The 18,471-nt window shown below is 66.1% G+C and carries 18 protein-coding genes and 1 pseudogene; 12 read left to right on the forward strand and 7 right to left on the reverse strand.

From position 1 onward, the window contains the following. Nucleotides 1-76: 76 nt before the first annotated feature. Together NP4_RS03640 and NP4_RS03645 are read right to left on the reverse strand one after the other, a co-directional pair. Nucleotides 77-493 (reverse strand): PPOX class F420-dependent oxidoreductase, encoded by a 417-nt coding sequence (locus NP4_RS03640; RefSeq protein WP_067991649.1) that lies wholly within the window; start codon nucleotides 491-493, stop codon nucleotides 77-79. 42 nt (nucleotides 494-535) lie between these two features. Beyond that, entirely contained in the window at nucleotides 536-1,426 is an 891-nt protein-coding gene (locus tag NP4_RS03645) for an HNH endonuclease (RefSeq protein ID WP_067991651.1), read from the reverse strand. 150 nt (nucleotides 1,427-1,576) lie between these two features. Here NP4_RS03645 and NP4_RS03650 point away from each other — a divergent pair, with 150 nt between their 5' ends. Then, nucleotides 1,577-2,035 (forward strand): pyridoxamine 5'-phosphate oxidase family protein, encoded by a 459-nt coding sequence (locus NP4_RS03650; protein WP_067991654.1) that lies wholly within the window; start codon nucleotides 1,577-1,579, stop codon nucleotides 2,033-2,035. 117 nt (nucleotides 2,036-2,152) lie between these two features. On the opposite strand, the gene NP4_RS03655 is transcribed toward NP4_RS03650, so the two are convergent. After that, nucleotides 2,153-3,103, reverse strand: coding sequence for a hypothetical protein (locus tag NP4_RS03655; protein ID WP_211335736.1), 951 nt, complete (start codon nucleotides 3,101-3,103; stop codon nucleotides 2,153-2,155). A 226-nt stretch (nucleotides 3,104-3,329) separates the two neighbouring features. On the opposite strand from NP4_RS03655, the gene NP4_RS03660 reads away from it, so the two are divergent. Then, the gene (locus tag NP4_RS03660; protein ID WP_067991656.1) at nucleotides 3,330-4,271 is read left to right on the forward strand and encodes a MerR family transcriptional regulator; all 942 of its coding nucleotides are present in this window, start codon (nucleotides 3,330-3,332) and stop codon (nucleotides 4,269-4,271) included. A gap of 18 nt (nucleotides 4,272-4,289) precedes the next feature. Here the strand turns inward: NP4_RS03660 and NP4_RS03665 are convergent, their stop codons facing one another. Beyond that, a complete protein-coding gene (locus tag NP4_RS03665; RefSeq protein ID WP_067991659.1) occupies nucleotides 4,290-4,574 on the reverse strand; it encodes an antibiotic biosynthesis monooxygenase in 285 nt (94 codons plus the stop codon). Beyond that, on the reverse strand, nucleotides 4,574-5,071 hold the full coding sequence (locus tag NP4_RS03670) for a hypothetical protein (protein ID WP_067991662.1): 498 nt from the start codon (nucleotides 5,069-5,071) through the stop codon (nucleotides 4,574-4,576). The genes NP4_RS03665 and NP4_RS03670 overlap by 1 nt, the downstream gene beginning before the upstream one ends. 215 nt (nucleotides 5,072-5,286) lie before the next feature. Here NP4_RS03670 and NP4_RS03675 point away from each other — a divergent pair, with 215 nt between their 5' ends. Next, nucleotides 5,287-6,882: a peptide ABC transporter substrate-binding protein gene (locus NP4_RS03675; protein WP_067991665.1), complete on the forward strand. Its 1,596-nt coding sequence runs from the start codon at nucleotides 5,287-5,289 to the stop codon at nucleotides 6,880-6,882. Between the two features lie 73 nt (nucleotides 6,883-6,955). Then, nucleotides 6,956-7,489 (forward strand): annotated as a pseudogene (locus NP4_RS43275) (endonuclease/exonuclease/phosphatase family protein); the annotation flags it as partial. Between the two features lie 240 nt (nucleotides 7,490-7,729). On the opposite strand, the gene NP4_RS03680 reads toward NP4_RS43275, so the two are convergent. Both NP4_RS03680 and NP4_RS03685 read right to left on the reverse strand, forming a co-directional pair. Beyond that, the gene (locus tag NP4_RS03680; RefSeq protein WP_067991667.1) at nucleotides 7,730-8,737 is read right to left on the reverse strand and encodes a Gfo/Idh/MocA family protein; all 1,008 of its coding nucleotides are present in this window, start codon (nucleotides 8,735-8,737) and stop codon (nucleotides 7,730-7,732) included. Between the two features lie 36 nt (nucleotides 8,738-8,773). Beyond that, a complete protein-coding gene (locus NP4_RS03685) occupies nucleotides 8,774-9,778 on the reverse strand; it encodes a LacI family DNA-binding transcriptional regulator (protein ID WP_067991670.1) in 1,005 nt (334 codons plus the stop codon). A 263-nt stretch (nucleotides 9,779-10,041) separates the two neighbouring features. On the opposite strand from NP4_RS03685, the gene NP4_RS03690 reads away from it, so the two are divergent. The 8 genes from NP4_RS03690 (at nucleotide 10,042) to iolD (ending at nucleotide 18,434) form a co-directional block, all read left to right on the forward strand. Next, entirely contained in the window at nucleotides 10,042-10,944 is a 903-nt protein-coding gene (locus NP4_RS03690; RefSeq protein WP_067991673.1) for a TIM barrel protein, read from the forward strand. A gap of 10 nt (nucleotides 10,945-10,954) precedes the next feature. Continuing rightward, nucleotides 10,955-11,947 (forward strand): sugar ABC transporter substrate-binding protein, encoded by a 993-nt coding sequence (locus NP4_RS03695; RefSeq protein ID WP_067991676.1) that lies wholly within the window; start codon nucleotides 10,955-10,957, stop codon nucleotides 11,945-11,947. A 17-nt stretch (nucleotides 11,948-11,964) separates the two neighbouring features. Then, nucleotides 11,965-13,017, forward strand: coding sequence for an ABC transporter permease (locus NP4_RS03700; protein ID WP_067992104.1), 1,053 nt, complete (start codon nucleotides 11,965-11,967; stop codon nucleotides 13,015-13,017). After that, a complete protein-coding gene (locus NP4_RS03705; RefSeq protein ID WP_067991678.1) occupies nucleotides 13,014-13,796 on the forward strand; it encodes an ATP-binding cassette domain-containing protein in 783 nt (260 codons plus the stop codon). Before NP4_RS03700 ends, NP4_RS03705 begins: the two co-directional genes overlap by 4 nt. Further along, nucleotides 13,793-14,731 carry a 5-dehydro-2-deoxygluconokinase gene (gene iolC, locus NP4_RS03710; protein ID WP_067991680.1) on the forward strand — a complete coding sequence of 313 codons (939 nt, stop codon included), beginning with the start codon at nucleotides 13,793-13,795 and terminating at the stop codon, nucleotides 14,729-14,731. Before NP4_RS03705 ends, iolC begins: the two co-directional genes overlap by 4 nt. 61 nt (nucleotides 14,732-14,792) lie before the next feature. Next, nucleotides 14,793-15,686: a Cgl0159 family (beta/alpha)8-fold protein gene (locus NP4_RS03715; protein WP_067991683.1), complete on the forward strand. Its 894-nt coding sequence runs from the start codon at nucleotides 14,793-14,795 to the stop codon at nucleotides 15,684-15,686. Continuing rightward, a complete protein-coding gene (gene iolB / locus NP4_RS03720; RefSeq protein ID WP_067991690.1) occupies nucleotides 15,683-16,576 on the forward strand; it encodes a 5-deoxy-glucuronate isomerase in 894 nt (297 codons plus the stop codon). Before NP4_RS03715 ends, iolB begins: the two co-directional genes overlap by 4 nt. Nucleotides 16,577-16,592: 16 nt before the next feature. Next, complete coding sequence (gene iolD / locus NP4_RS03725; RefSeq protein WP_067992107.1) at nucleotides 16,593-18,434, forward strand: 3D-(3,5/4)-trihydroxycyclohexane-1,2-dione acylhydrolase (decyclizing); 1,842 nt, start codon at nucleotides 16,593-16,595, stop codon at nucleotides 18,432-18,434. Nucleotides 18,435-18,471 lie beyond the last annotated feature (37 nt).

Raw genomic sequence — 18,471 nt, forward strand, 5'->3', positions numbered from 1 at the left:
CACTGGTGTTGGCACGAGGTCCGGGTGCATTTCATCCCCCGGGATGACCCCCCTCGGGGAAGACCCCGACCCCACCTCACCCCACGTCCCTGACCTCCCCTTCCGGCTTCCCTGGATCAATATGCCAACTCCGCACCCGCCGAGCCCGAACCCGAATGACCTCCTTGCAGAACCACTCCGGCGCCACCGGCGGAACCTCCACCCTGAGCACCTCCGCCACCCCCCGAATCTCAACCCCCCGCCCCCACCCGGGCTTCACCTCCCGCGGATCATCCGGCGTCAAATCATCGATCACCAGGCTGACATTCGGATTCGCCCGCACATTGCGATAACGCGCGGCAGTAGGCCTAGGTCCACCGATGTCGATGGTGCCGTCGGGGTTCAACCGAAATCCGACAGGGACGATCTGGGGCTTCCCGGACGGACTGACAGTAGCGAGGCGGGCCAGGCGTTGGCCGGCAAGGTAAGCACGTTCGACTTCGGTATAGGTCATGGCCGAACCGTAGAACCTCGAGGTTGGTTCAGGTCAAGGGGTTCAGCCGGCTGAGCTGAATTCGGCGAATCGTTCCGCAAGAAATTCCCGGGAGGGTTGCTCCGCGACGCGCTGCGGTACCGAGAGCCGACGCCCGTGCATGTCCTGCAGGACGTATTGCAGCATCGGCCCGTCCTCCTCCTGCAACAGTGAGTCTTTGATGCGGACCTCGTAGTCCGGGGTGATGCCGAGATAGTTGCAGTCGAATGCCGCATGATGAATCTTGCAGAGGCACAGACCATTGTCGACCCGCGGAATGCCGTGCTCCCTGCGGTCCGCGATGATGTGGGCACCCTCCAGCAGCACTCCGTGTCCGATTTCGCATACGGCACAGCGGAATCGGTATGCGAGCAGCACCCGCGCGCGGAATTCCGGCTGATGCAGCCGCTGTCTGGTCATCCGCGAGACGTATTTTCGTTCGATGGGCTCGAGCTCGAGTGGGTCGTGCAGGGAATAGAGATCCTCGTCCAGCCCGATGAGGAAGCGTCGCTGCTCCGGATCGTCTGCCACCACATACGCAGGGAATATCGGCGTGTAGTGGCCCGCACGCAGCTTGCGAAGCAGGATGAGTGGCGCGCGTAGCTCGTATGCGCGCCGGAGCTTGGCATTGTCTCCCTGTGTGCTGCCCTCTCGATATGCGTATGCGAACAGGTTCCCCTCGACCTCTTCGTCCGAATACCGGCCGTTCGGATCGGAAAGGATCGAAAGCGTGGCCTTCAGATTGCTCGGATTTCTGATTCCGCGGCTCCGATCCACAAGCCGGTGGGTTTCGCCGTCGATTGTGAAGTCCCAGAGCTGGTCTCGCGTCACGACACCGCCGGTCTCCTGCACCAATTTGTCGAGATGCTTGAAGATCGCCGTACGCAAGATCATCTCGGGGTCATTGCTGTCCACTGGGGAAGTGTGCCATCTCGGCTGTGATGGTCGACATTCCCGTCGACGACTACGCCGCCGGGGCCCGCTCGCGATGATCGAACAACCGGCGCCGATCAGGCCCAGCCTGTTCGATTTCGAGAACCTCCCGAACAGCCGGATGATGCACATATGGACGAACGTGAGCTACTGGAGGAGTACGTCGCCGATGGTGGGCTGATGCAACTGGCGACTGTGCGGGAGGATGGGATGCCCAGTGTGTGCACGGTCTGGTATGTCGCGATGTTTCGGCCGGATCGGTTGTTATTCATCTCTCGACGGGATCGGTTGCACTCGACCAATATTCGGCGTGATCGGGCTGTCGGTGGCGCGATTTTGAAGGATCCGCCGGCGGAACTGGGGCTGACGGGGCGCGGGGTGTCGTTCACCGGCTACGCAAAGGAGTTGCCAGGCACCGGGATTGATGGGGAGATCGCATTATTCGCGCGGCGTTGGCCGGGGGCCGCAGGTGTGCTCGGCGCGATGCCGGAGGCCGCGTCGCGGATGTACGAGGTGAGCGTCGGGCAGTGGGTGTTGTTCGACGAGAAGAACTTTCGGCAGAGTCCGCGGCGGGAGATCGCGGGCGGGTGAGACCCGCGAAGCCCGGAACGGGTTCGGTGGATCCGTTCCGGGCTCCGGTCGGTCGGCGCGCTGGCGTGGCGACAATGCCCCCACGCCCCAGGGCGATGGTCGCGCCGACGGGGTTTCTCAGGCCGTGCAGTTCTTCTGCGAGTCCGTCCGAACCTTGCGGCCGGTGAACTCCTGAAGTATCGAGATGTTCTCCGCCGAATAGTTCTGCTGCGCGATCTTATCGGCGGCGGGGCTGCCCAGTTTGCTGCCGTAGGGCGCGGATTTCTCCAGCCAGTAGGCCGTGCGCAGGAATTCGGTCAGTACGAAATCGCGCAGCTTGGGCTCGTTTTTGATCTTCGCCCAGTAGTCGGCGTGCTTGGACTTGGCGACGCGCAGGTACAGCAGTAGATAGCGGAGGTTGGCCGCGGCGATATCGCGGGCATTGCTGGCGCCGATGCCCTTGATGTACTCCTGTACGACGGTGACCGCGGGCAGGCCCATGAGCCCGGCGTTCAGTTCCGCGGTCACACCCTGCAGGTGATAATCGCCCTGCTCCTGATCGCGCAGGTAGATGTCATCCATATCCTTGCTCAGATTGTCCTTGATCAAGGGCAGGATCTCCCGGCGCGGGAAACCGTTGAACAGCGGTATGCCGGTCATCTGCTGGGAGGCGTTGACCCACGCCGCGGTGTGATCGTCCCATTCGGTGCGCGCCGCGTCGAGATCCCACATATGGGTCTCCTCGTGGATGGCCACCATCATCGACTCGGCGAAGGCCTCGAAGCTGCTGGTCTCCACGAACTGATTCCAATTGGGGTCGCGGGCCTGCGCGATCGCCAATTTCTGGCCGCTGGGCCAGCGCCGCTGATACATGGCCTGCAGGGTCTGCATCCAGTTCGAACGGTTGAATTTGGCGCGTAGATCACTCAGATCCGCTGTGGGCGTGGAGGGTTCGTCATAGCAATAGGGCTCGGCCTGGGCGCCTGGTGCCGGAGCGGCAGGCTGGGGTTCGGCGATCGCGAGCGAGCCGGGCCCCAGCGACACGACAAGGCAGGCGATGACCGCGGACAGTAGATGTTGTCGTTTCACAGCGACCTCGCTTCGGAGGGAAATGCGGAGGGGTGGATGCTGGACGGCCGGACCGGCCCGGCCCGGCAACGTCACCCATGCTAACTTCGCCGCCTCGTGACCAATCCTCAATTCCCTTCGCGCAGAACGAAAACAGATCGGCAATAGGGGTTGCCGACCCGAACTTTCGCCACTTCGCGGCGGATCCAGTTGAGTCTCCCCCTGGGGGAGCCACGATGCTGAACCCATGGACGACGACGAGCTCTACACGATCGGTGAACTGGCCGCGCTGACCGGAGCCACGGTCAAAGCGATCCGGTTCTACTCCGATCGTGGAATCGTGCCGCCGACCTGCCACAGCGCGGCGGGTTACCGGCTCTACGACACGGCCGCCCTGGCGCGCCTCGAGCTGGTGCGAACCCTGCGCGACCTCGGACTGGACCTGGCGACGATCGGGCGAGTGGTCGAGCGGGAAACCGACGTGGCCGCGGTCGCCGCGAAGCATGCCGACGCGTTGGACGTCCAGATCCGAATTCTGCGGCTGCGCCGCTCGGTACTGCGAGCGGTGGCCGAACACCGAACCGACACAGGAGAGATGGGAACGATGTATCGCCTCGCGCGACTGACCGACGACGAAAGACGTCGCCTGGTAGACGATTTCGTGAGCGCCGCCTTCGACGGACTCGACGCGAATCCGGCGCTGGTGGAACTGATCCGGTCCTCACTACCGGATCTACCCGACGAGCCCGCGCCCGGGCAGCTTCGCGCCTGGATGGAGCTGGCGGAACTGCTCGGCGACGCGGATTTCCGCGCGGCCGTGCGGCGAATGGCCGAATATCAGGCCCGCGAACGCGCCGCCGGTGATACCACCGGCCTGCACCACGAGCTCACCGAAGCGGTGACCGCACAGGTGAATCGAGCGCTCGCCGCGGGTGCGTCGCCCGAATCCGTCACGGGCGCAGCGGTGGTGGACGACCTGATGCGCCGCTACGCCCGAACCTTCGACCACCCCGACGATCCGGCGCTGCGGCGGTGGGTCCTGGAACGGCTCGAGGTGGCGAACGATCCACGCGTGGAACGCTATTGGCGGTTACTCTCCACCGTGAACGGCTGGCCCGCGCCGCCCGAGGTCGCACCGGTCTTCACCTGGTTCATCGCGGCTTTGCGGTTCGTCGCGCCGAGCTCGTGACGGCTCGGTCGACGCGGGTCAGCGGGAACGCAGTGTGACGATCTCGCGCGGGCGAATCTCGCGATCGTCGAAGGCCACATCCACATTCGCGGTCGGCACGGTCGCGAGGGCCGCCGCGTAGGCCCGCTCGGAATCCCAATGCGCCGCCGATACGACGGCCGTGCCGTCATCGCTGACCCAGCAGTCGACCGATACGCAACCCGGTGTCGCACGCAGGACCTCACGCACCGCGCGGACGCGATCGACGAACTCCTCGAGGTGATCGGGGGCCGGATAGTGCAGGGCGAGAAAACCGACGGTCATCACGAACCTCCCGTGGGCCGGGGGAGCGCGCGTAGCGCCCGCACGATCGGGCTCCACCTGGCCGGGCGGCGCACCGATCCGGTTATCGCTCGCTCGGCACGGTCGAAGGCGTCCTCCACACACGCATCGTGCAGCCAGCGGATCATCAGCGGCCAAATGAGCCGCGCGGATCCGTGAACTCGCATGGCGATCAGATGATGCAGGGTCACCGTGTCCGGACCGTCCGGCGTAATCGTGAACTCGTGGAATCCGTCGAAACCGCGCGGTTCGGTGAAGCGGAACCGGATCCACCGACCGGGCTCGTATTTCTCGATCGTGTAGTGGACGGGGCCGTGACCGCCGATCGCGCCGACCTCGAGCGGTCGATCGAAATGCATTCGCGGCCAGTGGTCCGTGGGCCACAGCCGGTCGTGCTCACCGGCGAGCCCGTCGAGTAGCGCCCCGGCCTCGGCCTCTGTCCCTGCTAGCCGTCGCGTGTGAACGTTGACAACATCCATGATGGCCCCTTCTTCTGGAGCGAACCTTCTATATCGAATTGGAACACACGCTCTAGTTGTTGTGGAAGGGTGAGAGCGATCACGGTGGTCATACTGAGCAGACGACTTGTCGGAAACTGTCGATAAGCATGACAACCATCCGGCAAATGGCTACTGTCCGAGATCAATTGGGGCCGTCCGGCAGGGCCTCGACCATCTCGAGAACGGAGAGAGAGTTGAGATTCACTAGATGGGGTGCGCTGGTCGCCGCATTGGTGGTGGCGACCGGTCTGACCGTAGCCGGATGTTCGTCCGGCAGCAGCGATGACGACAGCTTCGTCACCGTGAACGCCGGCGAGCCGCAGAACCCGTTGGTGCCTACCAACACCAACGAGAACATGGGCGGTCGCGTGGTCGACCGGCTGTTCGCCGGGCTGAAGTATTACGACGCCGACGGCAAGGCCTACAACGAGGTCGCGCAATCGATCGACACCACCGACCGGCAGCACTACAAGGTCACCCTGAAGGACTGGAAGTTCACCGACGGCACACCGGTGACCGCCAAATCCTTCGTCGACGCGTGGAACTACGGCGCGCTCGGCAGCAATGCCCAGCTGATGAACTGGGTTTTCACCAATATCCAGGGCTACGAGGACGTCTCGGCCGATCCGCCCAAGTCCAAGACCATGTCGGGCCTGAAGGTGGTCGACGACAAGACCTTCACCATCGACCTGAAGCAGCCGTCGATCGATTTCGAGTTGTCCCTGGGCTTCTCGCCGTTCTATCCGCTGCCGGAGTCGGCGTACAAGGATCTCAAGGCCTTCGGTGAGCGCCCGGTCGGCAACGGCCCGTACAAGCTCACGACCTGGGATCACAACGTCAAGATCGAGGTCGTCCCCAATCCGGACTATCACGGCGGCCGCCCGCCCAAGAACAAGGGCCTGCGGTTCGTGATGTACCAGTCCTACGACACCGCCTACGCCGATCTGCTCGCCAACAACCTCGACGCCCTGGACACCATGCCCTCGAGCGCGCTGGCCACCTACAAGAAGGATCTCGGCGACCGCGCGATCAGCAAGCCGACCGCACAGAACGAGCGCATCGGCATCCAGCCGAACGTGCCGCACTTCAGCGGTCCCGAAGGCGTGCTGCGGCGCAAGGCGATCTCGATGGCGATCAATCGCCAGCAGATCTGCGACACCATCTGGAACGGCACCAAGACCCCGGCTCGGGACTGGACCGCGACCACCCTGCCCGGCTTCAACAACAACCTGCCCGGCGTCGACGTCCTGGTATACAACCCGGACGAGGCCAAGAAGGTGTGGGCGCAAGCCAACGAGATGTCCCCGTGGTCGGGCCGCTACGAGATCGCCTACAACTCCGACGGCGGTCATCAGGCGTGGCTGGAGGCGGTTGCCAACAGCATCAAGAACACCCTGGGCATCGAGGCCGTCGCGACCCCGTACCCGACGTTCAAACAGCAGCGCGACGCGATCACCTCGCACACCATCGGCAAGGCGTTCCGGTACGGCTGGCAGGGCGATTACCCGTCCATGCTGGAGTTCCTGACCTCGAACTTCCTGTCGGACTCGGAAACCAACGACGTCGGGTACAAGAACCCGGAGTACGACAAGCTGATCGCGGCCGCCCAGGCGGCGCCGACTCCGGAGGAGTCCTACAAGCAGATCGCCGCGGCGCAGACGCTGATGCTCAAGGACATGCCCGATATTCCGGTGCTCAACTACGTCTCGAACGCCGGACACTCCGACAAGGTGAAGAAGGCGCCGCTGGCCTGGAGTGGCCTGTTCGACTTCGAGAACATCGAGAAGTAGCCGACTTCCGGTCGCGCCGCGGCGGTTTCGGGTACCGCGCCGCGGCAATCCGATCGCCTTGCAGCTTCGAGTCGTGACACTCGACATCTGGAACGACGAGGGCGACGCGGCGGCGCGACCGGCGGCCGTCAACACCGAATCACGGCGACCGGCCCCCGATCTCGCTGCGTTGCAGGAGGTTCTGTCCGAGCAGCTGGCACTGCTGTTCGCCGGAACCGATCTGCACGCCACGCACCAGGCACAGGTGCGTGTGACGACCCCGCCCGGCGGGGACAGGGACGGGGGCACCGTCGTGGCCAGCCGCCGGCCATATCGCGTCGTGGAGACGCTGGATCTACGCGGAACCGGTGCACCCCACATCCCTCGGCTCATCCTGGCAGCGCTGATGCCACTGCCGGACCTGGACGGCGCGGCCGAACGGGAACGGCGCGCGCTGGCGCTGACCGATCTGGATGCCAGGCGCCGCACCGAACTTCCCACCCTTGTGGCCGGCGATTTCAACGCCGCACCGGACACCGCGAGCATTCGATTCCTCACCGGTCGTCAATCACTGTCGGGCCGCGGCGTCTACTACCGCGACGTCTGGGAAGCGGTCGGAGACGGCCCGGGACATACCTGGACCGCAGACAACCTGAACGCCGCCGCCGATATCGAAAGCTGGTCCGCCAGCCCGGACACCGTCGGCGCATCGACTACATCTTCGTCGGCGGGCCCTACACGCATCCCGAGCCTTACGCCCGAATCCACAGCGCCGCACTCGCATTCGACAAATCCGACGAAAGGGTGCAGGCCAGCGACCACTACGGCGTGGTCGCCGATCTCGAGTTCAGCGGAATGTGACCGGGAATCAGACCCGGACCTCCTCCACCGATACCGGCCGATGTTCGCGGCGCGAGAGTTCGCAGGCCTCGGCGATATAGAAGGCCTCGAGCGCATCGGTCGGCGTGCACGGGTTGTCGACCTTGCCCGCGATTACCGACAGGAAGACCGCGAGCTCCTCGGTATAGGCGCTGCGGAACCGCTCCATGAAACCCGGGTAGGCCGGATACGGCGAGGCGGGGTACTCCGGTTCCACCGATCGCAGCGGAGCGCGATCGTCAAGGCCCACAATGGCATTGCCCTCCGAGCCCAGCACCTCGAGCCGCACGTCGTAACCCGCGCGGTTGTAGCGCCCGAGCGAGACCGTCGCGAGCGCGCCGTCGTCCAGGCGCATGACTACCGTCGCGGTGTCCACATCGCCCGCGTCGACGAAGAAGCGTTCGCCGCGGTTGGCTCCCAACGCGAAGACCTCGGTGATCTCGCGTCCGCTCACCCAGCGAATGATGTCGAAATCGTGTACGCCGCAGTCGCGGAACAGCCCGCCCGACCGCGCGATGTATTCCGCCGGTGGAGGCGTGGGATCCAGGGTGGTCGCGCGCAGCGTATGCAGCCAACCGAGTTCGCCGGAGGACACCGCCCGCCGGGCAGCCTGGTATCCGGCGTCGAAGCGGCGCTGGAAGCCGATCTGCACCGGCACCGTGGAACTGCCGACACGTCGGATGACCTCGAGGGTGCCCGCGATATCGGCGGCGACCGGTTTCTCGCAGAACACCGGGATCCCGCGGTCGACGGCCCGGGTGATCAGTTCCGGATGCGAATCGGTGGCCGTGGTGACGATCAGACCCGCGATATCGGAGTCGAGCAGGGTCTCGATATCGGGGGCGAATTCGACGCCGAGCTTGGTGGCCGTCGTGCGGGCGCGCTCGAGATCGGCGTCGGCGACGACGACGCTCGCGACGCCGGGCAGGGCCTTGAGCGTCTCCGCGTGTGAGGCGCCGATGCGACCCGTGCCGGCGAGGCCCAACCTGATGGTCATATGAGAGCTCCTGTCGGTGGAGGATCGAGTGCGGATCTACTTGGCGGGTGGGGCATCGGTGGAGCGGATGACCAGCAACGGCATCACCCGGCTGCGCACCGGTTCGGTTCGGCCGTCGCGCAGGCGTTCGACCAGCGCATCGATGGCCAGTTGACCCATCTGGATGCGGGGCTGGTCGATGGTGGTGAGTGCGATATTTCGCAACGAGGCCAGCGACGAGTTGTCGTAGCCGATGACCGACACGTCGTGCGGGACGCGCAGTCCGGCATCGTCGAGCGCGGACATTGCGCCGATCGCGTTGAAGTCGTTACCACAGACCAGGGCGGTGGGAAAGTTGTTGCGCGGGAACAGTTTCAACAGTCTGTGCACCGCGGCCATACCGGCGTCGCCGGTATGCTCGCTGGCGATGACCATGGGTTCGAGGCCGTGGCGCTCCATGGCGGCCAGATAGCCTTTGCGGCGCGGTGCGGCCGAGAACGCGGCGCCGCCGTCGAAGTGGACGATCCTGCGATGCCCCTGTGCCACAAGATGATCCACGGCCAGCCGGACGCCGGTCATGCCGTCGTCGTTGACCGTGTCGATATTCCTGGCCACCGAACTACGCGACACCATCACCAGCGGGCACTGCTCGGCGGCCTCGCGGATCGCCGAGGCGGGTAGTACCGGGGAGAGCAGGATGATGCCGCCGGGCCGGAAGGCCAGCAGGCTTTCGAGAGCCGCGCGTTCGCGGGACGCGCTGCGGCGGCCGGTGTTCAGGATCAACTCCAGCCCCGCCTCCTGCGCGGCGGCGTCCATACCGTCGACCACATCGGCGAAGAACGCGTTGCGCAGATCGGAGACCATGACGCCGACGATGTTGGAGGTGCGGCTGGCCAGCGAGCGGGCCATCGCATGCGGTTGGTAGCCCAGCTCTTTGGCCGCGGCCAGGACCGCGTTGCGGCGGTGCTCGCTGACCTTCGGCGATCCGCGCATGACGAGCGAGACCAGCGCGCGGGAGACGCCTGCCCGGGCGGCAACGTCCTCCATCGTGGGTCGCGTCATGGTGGGTGGCCTCCTGGTAGCGCGCCGGATCGTGTGTCGCACGTTACAGCGTTGGAGCGCTCCAATCAATAGAGCGCTCTAATCGGACATTCTTTTCCGGTGGGTAACACCGCGTGCGACCTGGAAGTCCTTGTCGCGCCAGGTAGACACGCCGTTTTCGAGAGACATTCGGCTCTTGACACTTCCGTGATCCAGGTTACATAGTTGGAGCGCTCCAACGCGTTGGAGCGCTCCAATCGCATCGACAGGGCGGAGTGATCCCGATGTCCGAAACGTTGCAGCCGCTGCGCGTCGCCGCCGCACCGATCTCCTGGGGAGTGTGCGAAGTTCCCGGCTGGGGGCATGTGCTCGAGGCGCAGACCGTCCTGTCGGAGATGGCCGCCCTCGGACTCACGGCGACCGAATTCGGCCCGCCGGGATATCTGCCCGCCGAGCCGCGTGAACTGCGAGAGCTGCTGGGCCCCTATGGTATTGCCGCGATCGGTGGATTCCTCGCGCTGCCGCTGCACGCCGCGCCCGGTGCGGCACTGACCGCGGCCCGCCGCAGCGCCGAGTTGTTCGCCGCCGCGGGCGCGGAGGTGCTGGTGCTGGCCGCCGCTACCGGCCTCGACGGCTATGACTCCCGGCCCGCCCTGAGCGATTACGAATGGCGCACCCTCATAGATACGGCCGCGACCATTCGCGATATCGCGATCGAACACGGTCTGCGCGCGGTGCTGCATCCGCATGTCGGCACCCATGTCGAGACCGAGGCGGAAGTGGAGCGGTTCCTCGCCGACTCCGATCTCGACATCTGCCTCGACACCGGACATCTGCTGATCGGCGGGACGGATCCGGTCGCACTGGCCCGCCGGCACGCCGCTCGGATCGGCCACATCCACCTCAAGGATGTGCGAAACGACCTCATCGACGAGATACGGGGCGGGAGAATGGAGTACAGCCACGCCGTGCGGCGGGGGCTGTACGCCCCGCTCGGGGAGGGAGATGTCGATATCGAGTCCCTGGTGCGGTGCCTACGCGCGGCGGGCTATCGGGGCTGGTTTGTGATCGAACAGGACACGGCCCTGGACCCGGGCGATTCGGCCGAGGGCTCGAGCCGCGATGCCGAACGCAGTCTGCGTTATCTGGCGGGGGTCGGCGCGGCGTGCGAATCCGCACTCAGTTAAGTAGGAATCCATGACAACGATGTCGACAGCGCGCCGCCGGTGGCGCAGCCTGCCGTGGTTGGCCGTCGGTGTGGTACTCGCCGCATGCAGCGGACCGGGTGCCGACGCGCCTGTCAACCAGACCGAGACCCCCGTCGCCGCGGGCACATTGAGCTCGGTCGCGGTCGTCACGCACGGCACGCCCGGCGACGCCTTCTGGAATGTGGTCAAGAACGGCGCCGAGGCCGCGGGTAAGGATCTCGGCGTGCGCGTCGAGTACAACTCCGCGGGTGATCCCGGTCAGCAGGCCAAGCTCATCGATAACGCGATAGCCCAGGGCGTCGGCGGTCTGGTTGTGTCGATGGCCAATCCGGAGGCGCTGCGCCCGTCGGTGGAGCGCGCGGTATCCGCGGGAATCCCGGTGGTCACCATCAACTCCGGTGAATCCGACAGTGCGGCGTTCGGCGCCATCGGCCATGTCGGGCAGAGTGAGCGATCGGCGGGACAGGCGGCGGGTAAGCGGCTCAAGGACGCCGGGAAGACGAAGATGCTCTGCGTCATCCACGAGGCGGGCAATATCGGCGCCAACGATCGCTGCGCCGGCGCGACCCAGGGTTTCGGCAATGCCGCCACCTTGCAGGTCGACATCAACAACCCCACCGATGTGCAATCGCGCATCAAGGGCGCGCTCGAGGCCGACCGCGGCATCGACGCGGTGTTGACCCTCAATTCGCAGATCGCCGCACGGGCGGTGTCGGCGGTCGACGAATCGCATGCCACGGCCACGGTGGCCACCTTCGATCTCAACTCCGATGTGGTGGACGCGATCCGGGCGGGCAAACTGCTGTTCGCGGTGGATCAGCAGCAGTACGAGCAGGGCTATCTACCGGTGGTGATGCTGCAGGCCTACCGAACCAATCTCAATACGGTCGGTGGCGGTGCGCCGGTGCAGACCGGACCGGCCTTCGTCGACAAGGGCAATGTCGACGCCATCGCCAAGCTCGTCGCCCAGGGCACCCGCTGAGGACAGGAGTGGATGAAATGAGTGTTGCCACAACGGTCTCCCAGCCGGCACCCAGTAAACCGGAACCCGGACCGTCGCTGCTGAACCGGATGATCGTGCGACCCGAGATCGGGTCCGCGCTCGGTGCGCTGGTGGTGTTCCTGTTCTTCTCGATCATCACCGACCGATTCCTGAGTGCGCTCGGCGTGGCCACCTGGCTCGACGACGCGTCGACGCTGGGGATCATGGCCGTCGCGGTCGCGATGTTGATGATCGGCGGCGAATTCGATCTGTCCGCCGGTGTGATGACCGCGTCCACCGCACTGGTGACCGCGCTGCTCGCGGTGCACGCGGGCTGGAACGTCTGGTTGGCGCTCCTGGTTTCGCTGCTGTTCGCGCTGGCGGTGGGCGCGCTCAACGGCTGGGTCGTGATGCGGACCGGGTTGCCCAGCTTCATCGTCACTCTGGGCACCTTCCTCGCGCTGCAGGGTCTCAATCTCGGCGTCACCCGGCTGATCACCGGCACCGTGCAGGTCTCCGGTATTCGATCGGCCCCCGGATATTCCTCGGCGGGATGGGTTTTCGCCTCCACCACCAATATCGGCGACGCCCGCATCCAGGCGTCGGTGGTGTGGTGGATCGTGCTCACCGCCATCGCGGCGCTGGTACTGGTGCGAACCCGGTTCGGCAACTGGATCTTCGCGGTCGGCGGGTCGCTGGTCAGTGCTCGCGCGGTCGGTGTTCCGGCGGTGCGGACGAAGATCCTGCTGTTCATGACGACCGCCTTCGCCGGATGGGTGGTCGGCTCCTGCAATATCCTGCGGTTCGCGAGCGTGCAGGCCAATCAGGGTGTGGGACTGGAGTTTCAGTACATCATCGCGGCGGTGGTGGGTGGTTGCCTGCTGACCGGCGGCTTCGGGTCGGTGATCGGCGCGGCGATCGGCGCGTTGATCTTCGGCATGGCGCGCCAGGGCATCGTATTCGCGCGCTGGGACAGCGACTGGTTCATGTTGTTCCTCGGCGTACTGCTGCTGTCGGCGGTGCTGGTGAACAACGCATTCAAGAAGCGCGCGGAAAGGGTACGTCGATGACGGCTCCGCTGATCGAAACCATCGGTATCGGAAAGAGTTACGGCGGCGTGGTCGCGCTGCAGGATGTGTCCACGGTCGTCAACGCGGGCGAGGTGACCTGTGTGCTCGGTGACAACGGCGCTGGCAAGTCGACGCTCATCAAGATTCTGGCGGGGGTGCATCAGCACGATGCGGGCGAGCTGAAGATCGACGGCCAGGTCACGAAGTTCGCCTCCCCGCGCGAATCCCTGGACCGGGGCATCGCCACGGTGTACCAGGATCTCGCGGTGGTGCCGTTGATGAGCGTGTGGCGCAATTTCGTGCTCGGGTCCGAACCCACCTTCGGCCTGGGTCCGCTGCGATTTCTGGATCGACGCAAGGGCCATGAGATCACCCGGAAGGCCCTGTCGGACATGGGTATAGAGCTGCGCGATATGGAGCAGCCGGTCGGCACGCTGTCCGGCGGTCAGCGTCAGTGCATCGCGATCGCGCGGGCGGTGCACTACGGCGCGAAGGTCTTGATCCTCGACGAGCCGACCGCGGCGCTCGGCGTCAAACAGGCCGGGGTGGTGCTGCGCTACGTCGTACAGGCTCGTGACCGCGGGCTCGGCGTCGTGCTCATCACTCACAATCCGCACCACGCCTATCCGGTCGGCGATCGGTTCCTGCTGCTCAAGCGCGGCGCGATGCTCGGCGCCTACGAGAAGTCCGATATCGATCTGCCGGAGCTGACCAGGCAGATGGCCGGTGGGGCCGAATTGGACGCGCTGCAGCACGAATTGCAAAGGGTTGTGCAGTGACCGGCCTCGAGGCATTGACGATCGGGCGGGTCGGGGTGGACCTGTATCCGCAACAGAGTGGGGTGAGCCTGGCGCGGGTGCAGTCGTTCGCGAAATCACTCGGCGGGACCGCGACCAATGTGGCGGTGGCCGCGGCCCGATTGGGACGGCGCAGCGCGGTGCTGACGAAGGTGGGGCCCGACGGGTTCGGGGACTATGTGCGCGGCGCACTGGAGGATTTCGGCGTCTCGGCCCGCTATGTGGGCACCGCGCCGGATCTGCTGACGCCCGTGGTGTTCTGCGAGCTGAATCCGCCCGCCGATCCGCCGCTGCTGTTCTATCGGGCCCCGATCGCGCCGGATCTCACGCTTACCGAGGACGAAGTGCCGTGGGACGTGGTCGAATCCGTGCCGCTGCTGTGGGTGACCGGGACCGGTGTGAGCGCCGAACCCGGCCGCTCGACGCAGCGGCGGATTCTCGAGCGTCGCGGGAAGTTCGGTCATACGGTGCTGGATCTGGACTATCGGCCGATGTTCTGGCCGGATGCGACGACCGCGCGGCGCGAGATCGGCTGGATGCTCGATCACGTGAATACCGTGGTCGGCAATCGCACCGAGGTCGAGGTCGCGGTCGGCAGTGCCGATCCCGACGAGGCCGCCGACCGTCTGCTGGCCCGCGGGGTCGACCTGGCGGTGATCAAACGGGGCGCCGACGGCGTTCTGGTCGCGACCCCGTCCGAGCGATGGACCGTGTCGCCGTGCCGGGTGGAGGTGGTGTGCGGGCTGGGTGCGGGCGACGGATTCGGGGGAGCGCTGGTGCACGGGCTGCTGTCGGGTTGGGAGCCGCGGCGTATCGCGTCGTATGCGAATGCCGCGGGAGCGCTGGTGGCCGCGCGATTGGCCTGCGCCGATGCGATGCCCACCGCCGCGGAGATCGAGGAGATGTTGTGCGGCTGACGATGTGGTGGCGAGGTGGCGGAGAGGAGACGGCCTTGACGGTGCGGTCGTGGGAGGTGGCATGTATCTGACCGATGAACGGTGGTACGAACTGTTGCGCGTGCGGGCCGCGGATCCCGGGGCGGTGCAGCGGGCCTATGCGGACCGGCGACGACGGCCCGTTCTGCCTTCGGGGCAGGGGACGCTGTTCCTGGTGGCGGCCGACCATCCGGCGCGCGGCGCGTTGGGGGTGGGGTCGGACCGCACGGCCATGGCGGATCGGCGAATGCTGTTGGAGCGCCTGCTGATCGCGCTGGACAATCCGGCGGTCGACGGGGTGCTGGGCTCCCCGGATATCGTCGAGGAACTATTGCTGCTGGACGCGCTGCACGACAAGGTCGTCATCGGCTCGATGAACCGGGGCGGGCTGGCGGGCGCGGACTGGGAGATCGACGATCGCTTCACCGGCTACGATGCCGAATCCCTGGTTCAATTCCGTCTCGACGGCGGAAAGATGCTGCTGCGACTGGTGGATTCGGATCCGGGGACGATACCCACCCTGCACGCCTGTGCGCGGGCGGTGTCGGAACTGGCCGTGCACGGGTTGATGGCGATGGTGGAACCGCTGCCCTATCACCGGGATTCGTCCGGCTCGCTGGTCATGCACAAGGACGCCGCTTCACTGCAGCGGGCGATCACCATCGCCTCGGGGCTGGGCGTCACCTCATCGCATACCTGGTTGAAAATCCCGGCTCCGGAGGATCTTTCGGTACTGGACGCCACCACGCTTCCGGTGGTGGTACTAGGCGGCGCGCCATCGGGTGATATCGACGCCGACCTGGCGTCCTGGGGTAGCGCCCTGGGACACGATGTCGCTCGCGGATTGGTCATCGGCCGCAGCCTGCTGTACCCGCCGGACGGCGATGTCGCCGGGGCGGTCGAGGCGGCGGCGCGGGTGTTGAAGGAGGCGCAATGAGCACACTGCATCATCCCGACGGAACCCTGAGCGACGGGGACGATCCCATCCTGCTGAGCGCCGAGGGCGCGGGGTGGAACTACACCGGCCTCAGGGTGCTGCGGTTGACGGCGGGGCGGGCGCGGGTCGTGCACACGGGGGAGTACGAGGCATTCGTTCTGCCGCTGGCGGGTTCCTGCACCGTGCGGGTCGACGGTCTGGTATTCGAATTGGCCGGGCGGGATTCGGTTTTCACCCGCGTCACCGATTTCGCCTACGTGCCGCGCGAGGCCGAGGTGGAGCTGTGGGCCGATCGAGACGCCGAGATCGCGCTGCCGATGGCGCGCTGCACGCGGCGGCTGGAGGCGAAATACGGTGCCGCAGAGGATGTTCCGGTCGAGGTGCGCGGCGCGGGGCAGGCCAGTCGGCAGGTTACCAATTTCGGGGTGCCCGGGGTGTGGGAGCACGCCGACAAGTTGAACGCCTGTGAGCTCATCACCCCGGACGGAAACTGGTCGTCCTATCCGCCGCACAAGCACGACGAGGCGAACGAGTGCGAGGTGGTCAACGAGGAGATCTACTACTTCCGCATTGCCGGGCGTGACGGAATCACCCCGTCGCGGGAGGGTTTCGGCCTGCACCGCACCTATACCGCGGATGGCACACTGGACGAGAACGTGGCGGTCCGCGACGGTGATGTCTTCCTCGTGCCGCACGGCTATCACGGTCCCTGCATCGCCGCACCGGGCTATCCGATGTACTACCTCAACATCCTCGCCGGGCCCGCGCCGGAGCGGTCGATGGCGTTCTGTGACGATCCGGCGCACGGTTGGGTACGCGACAGCTGGGCCGGTGTAGCGACCGATATCCGATGCCCCGTCACCGATGCCGGCGGACGAACTACTCCATGAACGAGGGGCGATTCCGATGAAACTGACCACCGCGCAAGCACTCGTCGCCTGGATGATCGCTCAGCATTCCGAAACTCTGGACGGTCGCGAGGTGCCGCTGTTCCCGGCGGTTTTCGCGATCTTCGGGCACGGCAATGTGCTCGGATTGGGTACCGCGCTGGAGGAGCGGCGCGATGTGATGCCGGTCTGGCGCGGGCATACCGAACAGGGGATGGCGCTGGCCGCGGTCGGTCTGGCCAAGGCGACGCATCGGCGTCAGGTCGGCGTCGCGACCTCCTCGATCGGGCCGGGCGCGCTGAACATGGTGACCGCCGCCGGTGTCGCCCATGCGAATCGGCTTCCGCTGCTACTGCTTCCGGGCGACACCTTCGTCAGCCGCGCGCCGGATCCGGTGTTGCAGCAGGTGGAGCATTTCGGCGACGCGACCGCCACCGTCAACGACGCGTTCCGGGCGGTGAGCCGGTACTTCGATCGCCTCACCCGGCCCGAACAGCTGATCGCGACCCTGCCGCAGGTGGCCCGCGTGCTCACCGATGCCGCGGACGCGGGACCTGTCACCCTGGCACTGCCGCAGGATGTACAGGCCGAAACCTTCGATTTCCCCGACAGTTTGTTCGAACCGGTCGTACATCGCGTACAGCGCGTGCGACCGGACCACCGGGTGCTCGCCGAGGCCGCGCTGGCGCTGCGGGCATCGGAGCGGCCTCTGCTGGTACTCGGCGGCGGAGTGCGTTATTCCGGAGCGGGGCAGCGAGCCGTGGACTTCGCCGAGCGCCACGGAATTCCCATCACCGAGACCACGGCGGGGCGCACACTCGTGCGCCACGATCATCCGCTGTACGCCGGGCCGCTGGGCATCACCGGATCGGCCTCGGCGAATACCGTTGCGGCCGAAGCGGATCTGGTGCTTGCGCTGGGAACTCGGTTGCAGGACTTCACGACCGCGTCCTGGACGGTCTTCGCGCCGGATGTCCGGCTGGTCAGCGTGAACGCCGCCCGCTTCGATGCCGTCAAACACGGCGCGCTGGCGGTGGTCGGCGATGTCGGTGCGACGCTGGGGGATTTGGCTGTGCCGATGGCCGACTGGCAGGTGGATCGGGGCTGGACCGGGCGGGCCGCCGCGGTACGGGGCGAATGGGACAGCTATATCGATAAGCTGCGGGCACCGGCCGCGGGGATTCCGAGCTATGCCCAGATCGTGGGGGCCGTCAATGATCTGAGCGAACCCACCGATTATGTGATGACCGCCTCGGGTGGTCTGCCGGGGGAACTGATCGGCGGCTGGCGTGCGCACGGCGGTGAGCCGACGATGGACGTGGAGTACGGATTCTCCTGTATGGGTTACGAACTCGCCGGTGCGTGGGGCGCGGCCCTGGCGCATCGGCGCGGACTGGTCACCACCATGCTCGGGGACGGGTCGTATCTGATGCTCAACTCCGAGCTGTTCTCGGCGGCCTTCGCCGGACATCCGCTGGTCGCGGTCGTCTGCGATAACGACGGATACGCGGTCATCGCGCGGTTGCAGGAGAATCAGGGCGGCAACGCGTTCAACAACTTCTATCCCGACTGCCGCACCAATCACACCCGCCCGCCGCGGGTCGACTTCGCCGCCCACGCCCACTCGCTGGGCTGCGCGGTCTTCACCGCCGCCGACCTGAACGGATTCCGCAACGCCTACGCCCACGCCCGGTCCGCCGCCGTCGCCCAATCCCGGCCCGCTGTCGTGATCATCCGCACCCAACCCTCCGCCTGGACCGAATCCGGCGCCTGGTGGGAAGTCGGTGTCCCGGAACATCTCTCGGGCCGTGCGTCCTTGGAACAGTCGAAACCCGATCAGATCCGACACCTCCGTCCCTGATCGGCGAGCCTGGCGAGCTCCGCCGATTCCCGCATCT

The sequence above is a fragment of the Nocardia pseudobrasiliensis NBRC 108224 genome (assembly GCF_001613105.1).
GTDB lineage: Bacteria > Actinomycetota > Actinomycetes > Mycobacteriales > Mycobacteriaceae > Nocardia > Nocardia pseudobrasiliensis.

Excerpts from the sequence above, each read along its gene's own strand:
- NP4_RS03640 (WP_067991649.1), bottom strand. The coding sequence starts at position 493 with ATGACCTATACCGAAGTCGAACGTGCTTACCTTGCCGGCCAACGCCTG.
- NP4_RS03650 (WP_067991654.1), top strand. The coding sequence starts at position 1,577 with ATGGACGAACGTGAGCTACTGGAGGAGTACGTCGCCGATGGTGGGCTG.
- NP4_RS03660 (WP_067991656.1), top strand. The coding sequence starts at position 3,330 with ATGGACGACGACGAGCTCTACACGATCGGTGAACTGGCCGCGCTGACC.
- NP4_RS03665 (WP_067991659.1), bottom strand. The coding sequence starts at position 4,574 with ATGACCGTCGGTTTTCTCGCCCTGCACTATCCGGCCCCCGATCACCTC.
- NP4_RS03670 (WP_067991662.1), bottom strand. The coding sequence starts at position 5,071 with ATGGATGTTGTCAACGTTCACACGCGACGGCTAGCAGGGACAGAGGCC.
- NP4_RS03680 (WP_067991667.1), bottom strand. The coding sequence starts at position 8,737 with ATGACCATCAGGTTGGGCCTCGCCGGCACGGGTCGCATCGGCGCCTCA.
- NP4_RS03685 (WP_067991670.1), bottom strand. The coding sequence starts at position 9,778 with ATGACGCGACCCACGATGGAGGACGTTGCCGCCCGGGCAGGCGTCTCC.
- NP4_RS03690 (WP_067991673.1), top strand. The coding sequence starts at position 10,042 with ATGTCCGAAACGTTGCAGCCGCTGCGCGTCGCCGCCGCACCGATCTCC.
- NP4_RS03695 (WP_067991676.1), top strand. The coding sequence starts at position 10,955 with ATGACAACGATGTCGACAGCGCGCCGCCGGTGGCGCAGCCTGCCGTGG.
- NP4_RS03700 (WP_067992104.1), top strand. The coding sequence starts at position 11,965 with ATGAGTGTTGCCACAACGGTCTCCCAGCCGGCACCCAGTAAACCGGAA.
- NP4_RS03705 (WP_067991678.1), top strand. The coding sequence starts at position 13,014 with ATGACGGCTCCGCTGATCGAAACCATCGGTATCGGAAAGAGTTACGGC.
- NP4_RS03715 (WP_067991683.1), top strand. The coding sequence starts at position 14,793 with ATGTATCTGACCGATGAACGGTGGTACGAACTGTTGCGCGTGCGGGCC.
- iolB (WP_067991690.1), top strand. The coding sequence starts at position 15,683 with ATGAGCACACTGCATCATCCCGACGGAACCCTGAGCGACGGGGACGAT.
- iolD (WP_067992107.1), top strand. The coding sequence starts at position 16,593 with ATGAAACTGACCACCGCGCAAGCACTCGTCGCCTGGATGATCGCTCAG.